This window comes from Nonomuraea purpurea (assembly GCF_042650645.1).
GTDB lineage: Bacteria > Actinomycetota > Actinomycetes > Streptosporangiales > Streptosporangiaceae > Nonomuraea > Nonomuraea purpurea.
This window is the reverse complement of sequence record NZ_JBHSBI010000042.1, coordinates 25,109-40,602: the sequence shown is the minus strand read 5'-3', so window position 1 is coordinate 40,602 and position 15,494 is coordinate 25,109. Positions and strand designations below refer to the sequence as shown.

The 15,494-nt window shown below is 69.3% G+C and carries 13 protein-coding genes; 5 read left to right on the top strand and 8 right to left on the bottom strand.

What is annotated here, in order from left to right; genetic code table 11:
* Positions 1–67 precede the first annotated feature (67 nt).
* The 3 genes from ACFOY2_RS49160 to ACFOY2_RS49150 are packed head-to-tail and all read left to right on the top strand — an operon-like array spanning position 68 to position 2,841.
* On the top strand, positions 68–952 hold the full coding sequence (locus tag ACFOY2_RS49160; protein WP_379535073.1) for an ABC-three component system protein: 885 nt from the start codon (positions 68–70) through the stop codon (positions 950–952).
* Positions 936–1,187, top strand: coding sequence for an ABC-three component system middle component 6 (locus ACFOY2_RS49155; RefSeq protein ID WP_379535072.1), 252 nt, complete (start codon positions 936–938; stop codon positions 1,185–1,187). Before ACFOY2_RS49160 ends, ACFOY2_RS49155 begins: the two co-directional genes overlap by 17 nt.
* Positions 1,177–2,841: an ABC-three component system protein gene (locus ACFOY2_RS49150; protein WP_379535071.1), complete on the top strand. Its 1,665-nt coding sequence runs from the start codon at positions 1,177–1,179 to the stop codon at positions 2,839–2,841. Before ACFOY2_RS49155 ends, ACFOY2_RS49150 begins: the two co-directional genes overlap by 11 nt.
* Here the strand turns inward: ACFOY2_RS49150 and ACFOY2_RS49145 are convergent.
* From ACFOY2_RS49145 to ACFOY2_RS49135, 3 genes are all read right to left on the bottom strand, one after another.
* Positions 2,835–4,052 (bottom strand): exonuclease domain-containing protein, encoded by a 1,218-nt coding sequence (locus ACFOY2_RS49145; protein ID WP_379535070.1) that lies wholly within the window; start codon positions 4,050–4,052, stop codon positions 2,835–2,837. The genes ACFOY2_RS49150 and ACFOY2_RS49145 overlap by 7 nt on opposite strands.
* 67 nt (positions 4,053–4,119) lie before the next feature.
* Positions 4,120–6,933, bottom strand: coding sequence for an AfsR/SARP family transcriptional regulator (locus ACFOY2_RS49140; RefSeq protein WP_379535069.1), 2,814 nt, complete (start codon positions 6,931–6,933; stop codon positions 4,120–4,122).
* A 49-nt stretch (positions 6,934–6,982) separates the two neighbouring features.
* A complete protein-coding gene (locus ACFOY2_RS49135; protein ID WP_379535068.1) occupies positions 6,983–7,432 on the bottom strand; it encodes a GNAT family N-acetyltransferase in 450 nt (149 codons plus the stop codon).
* 285 nt (positions 7,433–7,717) lie between these two features.
* On the opposite strand from ACFOY2_RS49135, the gene ACFOY2_RS49130 reads away from it, so the two are divergent.
* A complete protein-coding gene (locus ACFOY2_RS49130; protein WP_379535067.1) occupies positions 7,718–8,902 on the top strand; it encodes a PP2C family protein-serine/threonine phosphatase in 1,185 nt (394 codons plus the stop codon).
* Between the two features lie 12 nt (positions 8,903–8,914).
* Here ACFOY2_RS49130 and ACFOY2_RS49125 read toward each other — a convergent pair whose 3' ends face one another.
* The 5 genes from ACFOY2_RS49125 to ACFOY2_RS49105 form a co-directional block, all read right to left on the bottom strand.
* Positions 8,915–9,172: a hypothetical protein gene (locus ACFOY2_RS49125; RefSeq protein ID WP_379535066.1), complete on the bottom strand. Its 258-nt coding sequence runs from the start codon at positions 9,170–9,172 to the stop codon at positions 8,915–8,917.
* 455 nt (positions 9,173–9,627) lie between these two features.
* Positions 9,628–11,076 carry a M20/M25/M40 family metallo-hydrolase gene (locus ACFOY2_RS49120; RefSeq protein WP_379535117.1) on the bottom strand — a complete coding sequence of 483 codons (1,449 nt, stop codon included), beginning with the start codon at positions 11,074–11,076 and terminating at the stop codon, positions 9,628–9,630.
* Positions 11,077–11,309: 233 nt separating this feature from the next.
* Positions 11,310–11,939: a DUF3887 domain-containing protein gene (locus ACFOY2_RS49115; protein ID WP_379535065.1), complete on the bottom strand. Its 630-nt coding sequence runs from the start codon at positions 11,937–11,939 to the stop codon at positions 11,310–11,312.
* Positions 11,940–11,954: 15 nt separating this feature from the next.
* A complete protein-coding gene (locus tag ACFOY2_RS49110) occupies positions 11,955–13,742 on the bottom strand; it encodes an alpha/beta fold hydrolase (RefSeq protein WP_379535064.1) in 1,788 nt (595 codons plus the stop codon).
* Positions 13,743–13,814: 72 nt separating this feature from the next.
* Positions 13,815–14,387, bottom strand: coding sequence for a TetR/AcrR family transcriptional regulator (locus tag ACFOY2_RS49105; RefSeq protein ID WP_379535063.1), 573 nt, complete (start codon positions 14,385–14,387; stop codon positions 13,815–13,817).
* 87 nt (positions 14,388–14,474) lie between these two features.
* Between ACFOY2_RS49105 and ACFOY2_RS49100 the strand changes: the two genes are divergently transcribed.
* On the top strand, positions 14,475–15,419 hold the full coding sequence (locus tag ACFOY2_RS49100) for an RNA polymerase sigma-70 factor (protein ID WP_379535062.1): 945 nt from the start codon (positions 14,475–14,477) through the stop codon (positions 15,417–15,419).
* The last annotated feature ends 75 nt before the right edge of the window (positions 15,420–15,494 follow it).

The window sequence follows — 15,494 nt, the reverse complement described above, 5'->3', positions numbered from 1 at the left end:
GGTGCTATCCGAGGAAACGATGAGCTCATACGGTGACCAGGACAGGGCTTGGTTCCACAGCCAATTCATGTCCTTGTCGACCAGGAAGACCGGCTTCGAATGGCAGGCGTTCGTCAACGATCTCATGCATGCGGTGCATCCGGGGGAATTCGTGGCGGTCGATCCGGGCGGGCGGGGCGACAAGGGGTGTGACGGCTGGGTGGACGGGCTCATGCTGGCCTGCTACGGGGCGACCAGCCCGAATCAGCGGTACGTGACGAAGAAGGTCGAAAGTGATTTCGCCACCGCCCTGAAATACTGGGGTGACAGCATGGACAGTTGGGCCTTCGTGCACAACAACGCCAACGGGCTGCCGGAGATGGCGGCGCGGGCGGTCATCGAGCTGCGGCGGCGGCATCGGGGCCTGGTGCGGATCGAGGTGTGGCCGCCGCAGATCCTGTGGAATCACTGCTCGTTCCTTCCGCGGGAGCGCCTCGCGCGGATCATCGGTTATCCGCCCTCCGATCATCCCGCGGGGATGTCGTACATCGCGCGTTGTGTGGAATCGCTGGCCAGGACGCGGCTGCGACCCGATCTGGATCCGGTTCCCGAAGTAGCCTTCGGCAAGATCGAATATAACGGCTTCAGCCCCGAGGTGTCCGATTTGATCAAACGTTTTCAAGTTCAGACCGGACATGTACGCTATTACTTCAGGTACGCTTCGCCAGGGGAGCAGGCGCAGGTGTCGGAGAATCTCCAGGCCCGTTTCGCCGGTCATCGTGCCCGCTACGAATCCCCTGACGCCGTCTTTCACGCGCTCTGCGATGATCTGATCGCGGAGGCGTTCGGCAGGAGCGGTTTTCCTGACACGGCCCAGCAGCGCAGCGCGGCGTTAATGGTCGTCACCCATTTCTTCGAGAATTGTGAGATTTTCGAGGCGCCTGAGGAGCAACGGCGTGCTGCTTCCTTCTAAAGCGATACCGGCCGACCAGGCGCTCCTTGCGGTGAGCGCCCAGATACTCATCCAGCTCGAACGTCCGGGCAGCGTCAGCGCGACGTGGGAACGACTGCGACGGTGGCGAACCGATCAGGGCATGAGATCCGCGCTGCCGTTCTCGTGGTTCGCCCTGGCTCTCGACGTCCTCTACACGATCGACGTGATCGAACTGCACGACGGAGAGCTGGTGAGGAAGAGCCGTGCTGTATGAACTCAAGGGCCGGCTGCCCGGGTTCAGGACCACGCGCTTCGGAGAAGGCGTGAACCTTGTCGTCGCCCGGACCAGCGAGGCGCTCGCCGACGAGGACGGCGGGGGCGCCTTCGGCAAGGCGGGGTTCGTACGCGTTCTGGACTTCCTGCTCGGATCCGACGTCCGCGCCGCGCACCCTTTGCGTCGTGTGGAGCCGGCGCAGGCGGAGTTCGGCCTCACTCTCGACCTCTTCGGCCAGCCCAGGACGATCGCCCGCAGCGCCGACGGCCCGCTGTCGGCGCAGGTGAACGAGGCGAGCATGACGGTGCCGAAGTTCCGCGCCTACCTCGGCAAGGCGCTGTTCGGGCTCACAGGAGCGGGTAACGAACCGACCTTCAGGACCGTGGTGGCCTATTACCTCAGGGACGCCGGCGCCGGCGGGTTCGCCTCTCCGACCGAGACGTACCGCAAGCAGCGCGGGCTCGACACGAGGCTGGCGCTCGCGCATCTCTTCGCGCTGGACGTCGAGCTGATGGCCAAGGTGGAGGAGGTGAGGGAGACCGACAGGAACCTTCGCGAGCTGCGCAAGGCCGCGAAGGAGTCGATCATGAGCCTGACCCTGGGCAGGGGCCACGACCTCGACGCCATGATCGGGACCCTGCGGATGGAGCGCGAGGCCCTCGCGGGCGAGATCGCGGAGTTCCGCGTGGTGGACCGCTATGCCCGGCACCGTGAGCGGGCCGACGAGCTCAGCAGGCGGATCCGCGAAGTCAACGACCATCTGATGGTCGTCGAGCGCCAGGTCAAGGACGTCCTGCGAGCGATCTCCGACAGCGAGGAAGGTCTCCCCGACCACGCCTATCTCCGGCAGGTCTTCGAGGAGCTCAACGTCGTGCTCCCGGACCTCGTCACGCGCCGGTTCGAGGAGGTGGCGGCCTTCCACGACTCGGTCGTGGCCAATCGGCGCCGCTATCTGGAGGCAGAACATGTCCGGTTGGTCCACGACGCCTCCCGTGAGCACGAGAAACTCGCCGCGCTCGACAACGAACGCGCCGAGTTGATGCGGCTGCTGACGGCGGGCGGCGCGCTGGAGACGTACAGCGAGTTACAGCGACGACTGTCCATCGTCGACGGCAGGCTCACCGAGCTGGTCGAACGCCGCTCCATCGTCGACCGCTGGATGGACACCAGCCGGCACCTGCAGTTCCGCTCGGCCGAGCTCGAGATGCAGGTCAGCGCCGACCTGCATGAGCGGCGCGATCATCTCGCGGCCGTCTCGCGCCGGTACGCCTCATTCGCGCACCGGCTCTACGGCGACCAGCGGCCCGCGGCGCTGACCATCGAGGCCAGGCAGTCCGGATACAAGTTCGTCCCCCTCATCGGCGGGGCGGCCGACCCAGAGGGCCGGGCCATGACACTGTTCTGCTTCGACCTGTGCATGGCGGTCACGGCGCGGCGCGCAGGTCACGGTCCCGACTTTCTCGTCCACGACGGTCATCTTCTCGATCAGGTGGATGCCCGCAGGGCCGCCGCCGCGCTGCGTCTCGCCTCGGAGGTGTGCGGGCAGGAGGGCATGCAGTACGTGACGACGATCGACGCCGACCGGCTGGAGGCCGTGCTTCGCGAGTCCCCCGATCTGCGCTGCCACGTGGCGATGCCCGAGGGCCGTCATTGACCGATCAACCGCAGGAATGCCTGGGCGGTCACGATCGGGATCCCGTAAATGCGCGCTTTGCGAGCCTTGCCCGAGAGGGTGTCCGGGTCGGCGGCCACCAGCAGCTTCACCTTTCTGGTGACACGGGGATGCGGAACGTAGCCCGCCGTGCGGGCCCGTTCCTCCAAGGACTCCCGCCCGGCCCCCATCTCACCGGTGAAGGCCACCAGATCGCCGTTGTTCAGCTGGAACATGGTGAACGAACGGGCTTTTTGCCCATCCGTCCGTGCGAGAGCCCGCTCCGCGGCGCCATCCGGCAACCCGAGGAGGCCGGCGACGCTCGCGAGCTCCTCCCGCCGCGACCGCGTGACGGCCCCCTCGGCCCTGGCGGCCCTGACGAGCGCTTCCAGGTAGTCGGCATGCAGGCGTTCGAGGTCGCTTCTGCCCAGCCCCACCGCCTCGGCGAACCTGATCAGGGCGTCGGCTTCCGTGGGTGAGATGTGGTGGTCCAGGAGCACCTGATCGAGCAGGGCCAGGTACGAATCGGCCCCCGCGGGTTCGGCGACCCGCGGCATCCTGTCCAGGATCCGGGCGAGGAAATGAGCGTCACGTTCGGCGGAGACGCCACGCCGCACCTCAGCAAGCCCCGCGTCGGCGAGATCGGGCCACTGAGCCGGTCGGCGGGACGCGTCGAGCAGGTCCTGCCACGGAACCCGCGCCCTGGCGAGGGCGATGTAGTGGCGCAGGAGCCCCGCGGCGGCCCGCGCGTCGACGAGCGCGTCGTGATGCCCGTCCAGCGACACCTCGGCAAGGGCGCAACAGCCGGCGAGGTTGCGCGGGGCACCGGGTAAGAAGTGCGGCGCCCAGGCCATGGTGCACACCCCCGACTCGGGAGCGAGCGGGACGTCCGCGCCGGCACGTCTGAACTCCTCGGCCAGGAACATCAGGTCGAAACGGAGGTTGTGGGCGACGACGACCCGGCCGCGCAGCAGGTCCGCGACCGTTCCCGCGACCTCCGCGAAGGCCGGCGCGTGCCGCACGTCGGCCGCGATGATGCGGTGGATCCGCTGCGGCCCCAGATCACGTCCCGGGTTGACGAGCGACCCCCACTCGCGCGTGATTTCGCCGGAGGCGTCCAGGTGCACGATGCCCAGCTCGATGATCCGGTCATGCCAGGTGGGACGCAATCCGGTCGTCTCGGTGTCGATGACCGCGTAGCCGTTTGGAGGCATCGGCTCGCCTTCCATCAGGGGCTCTCGCTCCTTGTATGCCCCCGTCGGCGGCCGGCGACTCCGGGGATCAGCGCTGGCGCTGAATGACCTGCGGCGTGACCGGCACGTCGTCGCTTTCGAGCGAGCGTCTCTCCTCGGCGGTGGCCAGGCCCAGACCGTGCAGGATGACGGCCGACCTGCGCCAGAGCCGGCGGGCCTCGCCGCGTTCGCCGATGTCGTTCAGCGCGTGCCCGAGCCCCCACAGGCACTCCGCCTCGACGTAGTCGCCGCCGTGGCCCGCGGCGCGGTAGCGGGCCAGCGCCTCGTGGTGGTGTGCGATGGCCTCGTCCGGGTCGCCCGCCAGCCGGTACGCCTCCGCGAGGTTGACCAGGGCGCTCACGACGTCGACCGCCGTGCTCGTCTCCTCCAGCAGCGCGACCGATCGGGCCCCGGCCTCGATGGCCTCGGAGAACCGCCCGGCCCGCTGGTGGACCAGCCCGAGATGGGTGAGGCTGGCGCCCTCGCGGTGGCGGTCGTCCGTGAGCGCGATGGCCTGCCGGTGGTGGTCGGCGGCCTCATCGAAGCGGCCCGCCCCACGGTAGGCGATGCCGAGCTGGTCGAGCAGGGCGGCCGCGCGGCGGGTGTTCCCCAGCCGCCGGTAGATGGCCAGCGAGCGCCGCAGGTGGGCGATGCCGACGGCCTGGTTGCCCACGCACACGTGCGCCCAGCCGAGGTCGCCGTGGATCAGGGCCTCGTGGAGCCACTCCGCGCTGTCCGCGACGGCCCGCAACGCGGCCTCGCTGAGGGCCATCTGGCCGCGCCAGCGGCCCACGTAGAACAGCGGGACCGCGAACGCCGCCGCCAGCGCGACCCCGAGCTCGGCCTCCGGCGTGCCGCGCGTCTGGCCGACGACCGCGAGCAGGCTGTCCTCCTCGGCGTCGATCCAGGCCCGTAGGTCCTCGTTCGTCTCCAGCGCCAGACCGGGATGCGACAGGGAGCTCGGGCCGACCCCGTTGCGCCACGCGGAGGCCGGCTTCAACATGCTGAGCGCCGTACGCGCGGTGGCCAGGTAGTAGTGCAGCGTGCGCTCCACGGCCAGCCGTCTGTCCGGCTCGCTCTCCTCCTCTTGCGCCCGTTCGCGGGCGAACAGCCGCAGCAGGTCGTGCAGGCTGTAGCGGTCGCGGGCGCGGTCCTGCACGAGCCGCGCGTCCACCAGGAGGTCGAGCAGGTGCTGGGCGCGTTCCTCGGGAAGGGCGGCCAGCGCGGCGGCCGTGGGCAGGCCGATGTCGGGGACGTCCAGCAGGCCGAGCAGCCGGAACATCCGCGCCGCCGCGGCCCCGTCGGGATCGGACTTCAGCCCCTGGTAGCCGGCCTGGAAGCTGGCGCGCAGCTCCCGGTCGTCGGCCCGCAGCTCGTCGAGGCGGCGGTGGGCGGAGGCCAGCCGCCCGGCCAGCTCCGACACCTTCCACGACGGCCGGGCCCTCAGCCGGGCCGCGGCCAGGCAGAGCGCCAGCGGCAGGCCGCCGCACAGCCGGACCACCTCGGCCGAGGCGTCGGGCTCCGCGGCGATCCGCTCCTCGCCGACCATGCCGCTGAGCAGGTCGAGGGCGTCGCCGTCCGGCAGCATGTCCAGCGAGAGCTGAACGGCGCCGTCGAACGAGGTGAGCATCCGGCGGCTGGTGATCAGCACGGCGCAGGCTGAGCTGCCGGGAAGCAGGGGGCGCACCTGCGCGGCGTCCCTGGCGTTGTCCAGGATGACGAGCATCCTCTTGCCGTCGGTCAGCGAACGGTAGCGGCCCGCGGCCTCCTCCAGGTCCAAGGGCACCGTCGAGCCTGCCACGCCCAGCGAGCGCAGGAACCGCCCCAGCGCCTCGATCGGCTTGACGGGGGCGACCTGCGGCGAGGCGCCGTGCAGGTTCACGTAGAGCTGGCCGTCGGGGTAGTGGCCGGCCAGGACGTGCGCGACGTGGATCGCCAGGGAGGACTTGCCGACGCCGCCGATGCCGCTGATCTGGCAGATCCGCACCGCGCCCGGCCCGTCCCCGGCCAGCGCCGCACTCACCTGTGCCACCTCTTCTGCCCGCCCGACGAATGACGCCACCTCGGCGGGCAGCTCCGCGGGAACGGGTGCCTCTTCGACGGCCAACGCCGCCGGAGGCTCGACGTCCGCCTCCTCGCGCAGGATGCGCTGGTGCAGCTCCTGCAGCTCGCTTCCCGGCTCGATGCCCAGAGCGTCCACCAGCCGCCGCCTGGCGTCGCGGAACGCCTCCAGTGCGGCGGTCCTGCGCCCGTCCTGGTGCAGCGCCGCCATCATCAGGTAGCTCAGCCGCTCGCGCAGCGGATGCTCGCCGATCAGCACCGGCAGCTCGGCCAGCGGCTCTCTGCGCAGCCCGAGGCGGAGATCGGCCGCGATGCGCTCCTCGACGGCCGCGAGCCGCTCCTCTTCCAAGGGCCCGCCGAACGTCTCACTCAGCCACTCGCCGGCGACCCCGGCCAGCGGCGGCCCGCTCCACAGGGCCAGCGCCCGCCGCAGCAGCAGGACGGTCTCCTCCTGGGGGCCCGCCCGCGCCCGCTCGACCAGGTGACGCGACAGGTAGAGATCGACGCGCAGCGGATCGAGGTCGAGGCGGTATCCGGGCGGAGAGGTGGCCAGCTCGACGTCGGGCACGCCGGCCAGCAGCCTGCGCACCCGCGACACGTATCCCTGGATGGCGTTGCGGGCCGACGGCGGTGCTTCCTGGCCCCACACGGCCTCCACCAGCCGGTCGAGCGGCACCGTACGGCCCAGGTGGAGCAGCAGCACGGCCAGCACCGAGCGCTGCTGCGCGGTCAAGGGCCCGATCGGCCTGCCGCCGGCCCAGATTCCCACGGGCCCCAGCAGCCGGAACTCCGCACCACCCAACGGCCGCCCCCTTAGTGAGTGGCTTTTACCCTACCGACTCAAGCGGGTGTTATAGGTGCTTGGTGAAGTACACGCGGCGGTAGCCGTGATCGACGGCGCGGTGCGTTTCGACGAACCCGTGGCGGGGGTAGTACGCGAGGTTCTCTGTCATCGCCTCGTTGGTGTAGAGCCGCACCTCGCGCAGATCACGCTCACGCGCGTAGGCATCGGTGAAGCTCAGCAGCTGCCTACCGACGCCGGTGCCCTGAGCGGTCGGCGCGACGGCCACGTTGTCGATCAGCAGGTGGTCCGCCTCGACTTTCAGGACGAGGAGGCCCACAACCGCGCCGTCCAGTTCGGCGACCCATACCTGACCGGCGTCGATGAGCGAGGGGTAGTCCTCGCGCATCGGTGCGGGTTCTGCGCCTCCCATGCGTTCGACGTAGTGGGCGTACGCTGTACGGGCCAGGCCGGACAGCGTGGCGGCCTCGCTTCGGTGCGCGCCTCGAATGATTGCCATGCTGACAGTCTGTTCACCCTGCCAACCCGCATGCCAATCGATCACCCCGTTCGGCGAGATCACCGATGACCGGCAGGCATAGGTGGCAGTCAGACTGCCCGAAGTCTGCCCCGATCGGTTGCAGAATTCACCACAAACAAGGAAAAACCGGCAACCCAGACAAAACAGGCCGTTTTCTTCATCCTCCCTTGACCTGGAATGGCACTACTGTGCACGTGCATCCGCTTATCGAGGCCAGCGAGCCGGAGTTCGAACCGGTCAGCGGCGATGGAGGGGGCCGCAGGGGTGATCCTAGACGTAGAGCAGCGGTCGCGCTGGTCCAGCCGGTGGCTGGTCCTGGTGCCACTCGCGCTGATCGTGCTGATCACGGCAGCGGACATCCTCACGCCGCGCCAGATCCACCTCGGCCCGCTGCTGGTCGTGGCGCCCGCCATCACGGCCTCGTTCGCGGGCCCCTGGCTCACCGGCGGCATCGGCGCGGTATCCGTGGCCTCGCAGGCGTTCACCGGCATGCATGAGGGCACTCTGGACTCGCAGGTGTTGCAGGCACAGATCGTCGCCGTCGCGTCGGTGTCGGCGTTCGTCGTGGTCTTCAGGGTGCTGCGCGAGCGCGACCGCAGGAAACTCGTGCAGGTGCAGTCCGTCTCCGAAGCGGCACAGCGCGCGCTGCTGCGACCCCTGCCGCGCCAGGCCGGCCCGCTACGGCTCGCGTCCCACTACCTGGCGGCGGAGGCGGAAGCCCACATCGGCGGCGACCTGTACGGGGTGACGCGCACCGCCCGCGGCACCCGCCTGATCATCGGGGACGCCCGTGGCAAGGGGCTGGGCGCGGTCTCCGACGCGGCGCTGCTGCTCGGCGCGTTCCGCGAGGCCGCCCGGCGGTGCCCCACCCTGCCCGAACTGGCCGCCGACCTCGACGAGAGCGCGAGCTTCAACATGGAGGCGGCCGATGAGGGCGAAAGCTTCGTCACCGCGGTGATGCTCGACATCGCCGACGACGATCCGGCGTGCGTGCTGGTCAACTGCGGCCATCCACCGCCGCTGCTCATCCGCGGGAACGACGTCGAACTACTCGACCCCGGACGGTACGCCCCTCCCCTCGGGCTCGGCACGCTGGCGGCCCCCCGGGAATACACGGCACAGGCCTGCCACTTCGAGGCGGGCGACATCCTGCTGCTGTACACCGACGGCGTCATCGAAGCCCGGGACCCGCAAGGCCGGTTCTACCCCCTGCTGGAACGGATCACGACATGGACCGGCTGCGAACCACAGACCCTCGTGGAACGCATCTGCTCCGACCTGGTCGGATACGTAGGCGGCCACCTGGGCGACGACGCGGCCATGATCGCCATCGAACGGGCGCCTCGCGACGGGATCGCCGTCGCGAGAGCGATCGCCCGTCCCCGGCCGGCCGGCCTCGGCAACCGTCCCGAGGCTGCGACCAAGACGCCGGTGCCGGCGCGGCCCTGAAGCAGCCGGCTCTCAGGTTGAGGACGTCCATGCGGCCTCGAAAGAACGTTCGATCGCACGCCGCCAGCCGGCGGGGGCGTGGGGGTCTCTGCTGGCGATGCCGGCCAGCCACAGCAGGCAGAACAGGTCGTCGTACGGCGCGATCGATGTCCTTGAGTTCTCGACGTCGACCCGGCGAACCTCCAGGCGCAGATCGACTTCTACCGAGATGTGGGCCAGCGCTCCCACCTTCAGGCGGGATGGTGCAGGCCCGCGCGCGAGTGCCTTCAAGGGCGCGAGCGTGCAGTGACCGGAACTGCTTGCGATGTCTCAACCACGTACGGTAAGGTTTCCGTGATCGAACTGGCAAGCGACAACCAAGCTGGCCATGAGATCGCTTCCTGGATTCATCGGTACAACGAGGCCGCCGGACGGGCGGTGACAGGACGTGGAGACTTGCCGGTGGGCGGGTCGGTGAAGCGTCAAGCATCCTGTTCCACAGCTCGTGCTGCTTCGCGGCATGAACTGCTGCGCAAGCAGCACGGGAGTCCTCGCCTCTTCAGGACGAGGAGCACGTCAAGAGACACGCGTCGAGCCGGAACTGCACCACATCGCGCTCGACGCCTGACGACGACCCACATCACGGGATCAGCGGAGGATCTACGCCACCGGCAATGTCGCGCCGGGAGCGGGCATCACGACGTTCGGCACGGCGACCTTGCCGAACGTCGTGATGCCCGCCCGCGTCAGCTGGCGGGGGTGTGACCCTGGCCGGTCTTGGGGGTGGTGGGCGCCGGCACGTTGTCGCGCCTCACCGTCGGCACGCTGGTGGCGAACGTCTCGGTCGCGTGGGCCGCGCCGTCCGCGAGCTGGTCGAGGAGGGTCGTGTTGACGTTGTCGTAGGTGTCGCACGCCTGGTGGTAGCAGGGGTCGTAGGCCACCCCCGCCGTGCCGCCGAAGACGGCGGCCTCCTCGTCCGTCTTGACGGTGTCGGTGCCGGACCGCACGCCGCCCGCCGGGATGCCCGCGTCCATGAACGACTGGTAGTCGGAGGTACCGGTGAACGCGTCCTGCTTGAGCGCGAGGTCGCGCCCGGCGTAGTAGTCGGTGAAGGTCTTCTCGATCACGTCCGAGCCTGCGGGCGGCTTGGAGCTGTTGGTGCCGAGCGAGTCATCGCCGTCCAGGACGCCGCGGACCCCGTTCGGGGAGCCGATCATGTCGAGGTTCAGGTAGAGCGCGATCCTGGCCTTCTCTTCGGCGCCGAGATTCGCCACGTAGTGCTTGGAGCCGAGGTCGCCGCCCTCCTCGGCGCCCCAGAAGGCGAAGCGGACCCGGTTGTTGACACGGCCGCGAATCTCGCCGATCTTCTGGGCGATGGTGAGGACCGTCCCCGCGCCGCTGCCGTTGTCGTTGATGCCGGGGCCGGCGGCCACGCTGTCGAGGTGGGCGCCGATGGCGACCACCCGGTCAGGGTCGCCGTACGGGGTCTCGGCCACGATGTTGGACGTCGTGCGCTGCTCGCTGATCGTGTCGGTCTTGACGCGGAGCTTCAGGCCGCCCGCCTTCGCCGCCTGGACCAGTTCGAGGCCCAGTTTGTTGGTGAAGCCGATCAGCGGGATGCCGAACGGGCGCAGCGCCGTCCCCTCCACCGGCACATCGGTGACATCGGGACGCTGATAGAAGGCGACCGCGCTCGCGCCGGCCTTCTGGGCGTTGTCCGCCTTGATCTCGAAGGTGCAGCCGCCGCGTTGGACGAGCGCGATACCGCCGGTGGTGAAACCGGCGAAGTCGTCGGCCTCGCAGCCGCTGCCCACTCCGGCCGAGTCGGGGTCCACGGCCACCGCGGCGGCCGTCACGTCGCCGGCGCCCGAGTAGTCGAGGGTGCGGTAGTCGGTGCTATGGACGTAAGAGGCCGGGGACGGGGCGGTCTGCGCGAAGACCGAGGGTGTGGCCTCTTTGTAGTAGGGAAATGTGAAGCGCTGGATCTGGGGTTTGTATCCGGCCAGTGTGAGCTTGGCCACAACGTAATTCGCCGACTTCTCAAAACCGGCCTCGCCGGAAGCCCGGTTGCCGCCGTTGCCGTTGGCGATCACCTGGAATGCCAACTGGTGCGCCCGGATGTCCTTGAGCTTGACCAGGTCGGCCAGGCTCGGGGCACTGGCGTTGGCGGACGGCGCCGCGCCGAGCGTTGCCACCAAGCCGATCAAGGTACCGATAGCGATTTTGCGCACGTATGCCCTCCACGTACATGACTGAGTGCACGAATCCGAGTCAAGAGATCCGCACAAGCCCAAGATCATATACATGGCCGCTACAGAAAGAGGGCTTACCCGATAAATTCAGACTTACGACGCTTTCGTCACCAATATCCGGTTATTTGGCGTCTTTTGGTTGGTGAGCGCCGAGTGCCCGGTTCAGGGATGAGGGTTTACGGGGTTTCGGGGGTGATGATGACGAGGCCCGCGACCTTCTCGTCCGCGTCGAACGCGACCCGGGCCTTCATGTCGCCGGCCTCGTAGTGCAGCGGGATGTCGACGACCGTGCGATCGCCGATGCGGCGGACGAACGGCTCGCCCTCGCCGAAGCGCTCGAACGCGCCGACCATGCCGGCGACCGTGGCCAGGCCGTTGCCCCGGACCTCGTCGGTGAAAGCCTCCAGGACCTGCGCGTTGAAGGACTGCCTGGCCTCGTCCATGCGTCCTTCGAGGACCGCCGTGACGATCGTGATCGCGCGCTCCGCGGCGTCGGTCATGTGCACTGTCTTGTCCATGGGTTCTCCCGTTCGGGGATCGATGGGCTTGCCGAACCGCTGGAAGGCGGCTTGGCGGGTGACTCCGAGCAGGTCTCCGATCTCCTGCCAGGTGTGGCCGGCGTCCCTGCACTGCTGCACGCACAGCTTGAGCACCTGTTCCGCCAGGTCGTCGACGCCCTGAGCGCGCCGGACCATGTCGAGGTAGGCAGGGGACGCCAACGGGCTGCCCACTGCCTGGGCCAGCGCCGAGGCCTGCTCGGCCAGCAGGCTGCTCAGGGCGGTGAGGGTCTGGGGGGAGTCGACCATGTGTAAAGGATGCCTTTACGCCCTCATGGATGTCAAGCAATCCTTTACAGCTGCGGCCACGTGGCTCGGATGGGTGAGTTGCGGGTGGTGGCCTGCTCCGGGGACGACCGTCACCGGAACGTCGAGGGGGTCGTCGATCAGCGGGTCGAACTCGCCGGTGACGAGGTGAACCGGCACCGGGCAGGTGGCTGTCAGCGTCCGTAGCTCGGCACGTTCTGTCTGACTTTGTGCTCGGTCGAGCCACCGCGCCGTACGCCGGGCGACGCCCGGCCGCCGCAACTGCGCGACCGCGTCGTCCAGCGCGGGGATGTCCGTTTCGTGTGAGCCGACCAACGCCCTGCCGAGCAGTCGGGGTGAAGCGGTCCGTAGCAGTGGTCCGGCGAGTGGTGGGGTGCGCAGGTGCCACCGCGGCCGCCGCTGGAGGAAGTAGGGCGACAGGAGAACCAGGCCGGTGACCCGTTCCGGGTGGGCGTGCGCGTAGCGCAGGGCAGGTGCGGTGCCCGCCGAGTGCCCGACGAGGATCGGCCTGGTCCGTAGCGGAGCGAGCAGCTCGGCGAGCCAGTCGGCGGGGTCGTCGGCGGATCGGGCCGAGCGCCCGAGCCCCGGCAGGTCAGCCACCAGCGCGGTGCCGTTCAGCTCCGGCAGGACGCCCTGCCAGGCTTCGGCGGTGAGGGGCAGGCCGTGGAGCAGGACGTACCCCGCGGACAGGCGATCACCGGCGAGGTAGGTCCGCGTTTGTCCGACGCGCTGGAATCCGCCTTTCACCGGCGGCCGGGCACGGCCGAACCGGTCCGCGACGAGCCGGTCCGCCCAGCGGAGCAGAGCCTCCTTCACCGGCGGGTGGCTCAACCCGGCGGCATCGGCCAGTGCGTCGGCCGAGGAGGTGTCGTATCGGTCCTCGGACAGGAAGGTCAGGGTCTCGGGTTCGGTTCTGGTGAGCGCGCGGGGCAGTCGTCGTACGAGGCCCGTCGGCGCAACCATGCGCGGCGCGCGCAGACCGAGGTGCCGCGCCAGGAGCGCGATCAGCTCGGGCAGTTCGGGGGTCGCGTCGTCAAGGAGGTAGTGGGCGCTGTAGGGACCGCGGTCGTACTCGGGCACGGCCGTCAGGAAGCGGGCGAGGTGATCGACGGTGACCACGGGAACGAACGTGCGCCGGGTGCCGGCCAGCGCCGGGAGCCGTCCCGCCCAAAGGTTCTCCACCATCTCGGCCAGGCCGATGTACTGCTCGGCTTCGCCGGTGATCGAGTGCCCGATCACGACGGCCGGATTGACCACGGTCAGAGGAATCCCCTCTGCCGCGGCGAAGGCCCGTACCATCGCGTCGCCCTCGCGTTTGGACGCCTCATAGGCGCCGTAACGCCGATAGAGCCTGTTCTCCGAGGCTGGGTGCGCCCCTGCGACCCGGTATCCGGATATCTGGATCAGGCGCCGCAGGCGCTGCCGGGTTGCGGCCCAGCGCGCGACGTTCATGGCGCCGTCGACGTTGACCCGCCGGGCCTCGTCCCGTCCCAGGCCGAAGCGGTACAGGCCGGCGGTGTTGAAAACATCTCGGACGGAGCTCAGCCGGCGCCGGTCCTCAGGGAGGAGCCCGAGTCCCGGTTGAGTGATGTCGGCCGAGACGACAGTGAGCGCCTGCTCGCCGATGTCATGTTCGCGTAGCCAGGTGCGTAGTTCGTCCCCGCGAGCGGGTCCGCCGCGGACGGTGGCGGCGACCGATCGCCCTTGGGCGAGCAGCTCCGCCACCAGCCACCGGCCCAGAAGGCCGGTCGCGCCGACGACCAAGGTGTCTGGCTCTTCGATCATGAAAGTCCTTCTTAAAATAGACCGATCTACATATTCTTGGCGCAGACGTATGCGCCTCCGAGTGGATGCCTCTCAGACTTTGAGAAGCGCCCGCGCGGACTCTCGCACCCGGTCGATGGGGATCCGGCTTCGCTGCGCGCGGGCCAGAACCAGCGCCCCCTCGACCAGGGCGAGCAGAGACCAGGCCAGGCCCTCGGCACGGTCGGGAGCGTGGCCGTCGGCGACGAGACGATCCGCGAGCGCCCGTTGCCAGTCGCCGTAGGCGTCGGCGCAGATTCTCTGCAGCGCGTCGTTGGTGGCCGCGACCTCCAGAGCGACCGTGGCGATCGGACAGCCCTTGGCGTAGCCGGCCTGCTCCATGCGGTCGGCCAGCGCGTCCAGCACGGCCTCGACCAGCGCGCCGGTATTGGGGGCGGTCTCGGAAAGGGTACGGATGAGTTCGGCGATCTCCTGGCCGGAGACGGTGAGAGCCTCCGCGATCAGCTGGTCCTTGCCATGGGGGAAATGGTGGTACAGCGACCCCCGTGGGGCCTTGCCGGCCTCGGTCACCTCGTTGAGCCCGGCCCCGAAGTAGCCCCGCTCCTCGACCAGCGTGCGCGCGGCGTTGATCAACCTCGTCCGCGTCTGCTCCCCTTTGATTGCCACGAACACGAGAGTAGACCGATCTATATATTCTGTCCACCGTTACCGCCTGCTGACCGCCGATTCGCGACGCGCGGCTAGGCTCGGGCCATGCCCCTGACCGCGAACGACGTCGACCGGTTCGAGGCCTCCAGGCCGCGACTGGAGGCCATCGCCTACCGCCTTCTCGGCTCCGCCGGGGAGGCCGAGGACGCCGTGCAGGAGACGTTCCTGCGCTGGCATGCCGCCGACGTCGACCGCATCGAGGTGCCCGAGGCCTGGCTGACGAAGGTCCTCACCAACCTGTGTCTCAACCAGCTCACCTCCGCGCGGGCGCGCCACGAGACGTATGTGGGCCGGTGGCTTCCCGAGCCGCTGCTCGCCGGTGACCCGATGCTCGGCCCGGCCGACACCGCCGAGCAGCGCGAATCGGTCTCGTACGCGGTCCTCACCCTCATGGAGCGCCTGTCCCCCAACGAACGGGCGGTGTACGTGCTGCGGGAGGCCTTCGCATACCCGCACCGGGAGATCGCCCACATCCTCGACATCACCGAGGCCACCAGCCAGCAGATCTTCCACCGCGCCAAGAAGCACGTCGCGGACGGCAAGGCCCGTGCCGAGATCGACGAGGCCGCCGCCCGGCGGATCGTCGAGGAGTTCCTGACGGCCGCCACCAGCGGCCAGATCGAGCCACTCGTACGCCTGCTCACCCAGGACGCCATCTCGATCGGCGACGGCGGCGGGAAGGTCCCGGCCCGCGCCAAGCCGTTCGAGGGCGCCGTCGCGGTCGCGAAGTTCCTGTGGGGACTGTTCAAACCCAGCCAGGCCAAGCGCGCCCTGATCGGCGGCGCGCCCGAGGTCTACGCCTGGACCGCCAACGGCGACCCCGCCGTCGTCGCCACCGTGGACGGCCGGGTCGTCGGCGTCATGTGCCTGGAGGTCACCGCCGAGGGCATCACCGCGTTCCGCAGCCAGGTCAACCCCGACAAACTCGAACGCGCGACCGCGCGCTGGGCGGCCGCCGACCACGGGGAGCCGCTGTTCAACGCCTTCTGATCCCTGTGTGAGGCGCTTCACATCGTGTTCCTGTCAGGAAATCGCGGGCCGTCCGGTTCAAGGGGCAAACCCGCG

Bases quoted from the DNA above. Each gene is read 5' to 3' on its own strand.
- ACFOY2_RS49110 (WP_379535064.1), bottom strand. From the start codon at position 13,742: ATGATCGAAGAGCCAGACACCTTGGTCGTCGGCGCGACCGGCCTTCTG.
- ACFOY2_RS49145 (WP_379535070.1), bottom strand. From the start codon at position 4,052: ATGCCTCCAAACGGCTACGCGGTCATCGACACCGAGACGACCGGATTG.
- ACFOY2_RS49135 (WP_379535068.1), bottom strand. From the start codon at position 7,432: ATGGCAATCATTCGAGGCGCGCACCGAAGCGAGGCCGCCACGCTGTCC.
- ACFOY2_RS49115 (WP_379535065.1), bottom strand. From the start codon at position 11,939: ATGGTCGACTCCCCCCAGACCCTCACCGCCCTGAGCAGCCTGCTGGCC.
- ACFOY2_RS49100 (WP_379535062.1), top strand. From the start codon at position 14,475: ATGCCCCTGACCGCGAACGACGTCGACCGGTTCGAGGCCTCCAGGCCG.
- ACFOY2_RS49160 (WP_379535073.1), top strand. From the start codon at position 68: ATGTCCTTGTCGACCAGGAAGACCGGCTTCGAATGGCAGGCGTTCGTC.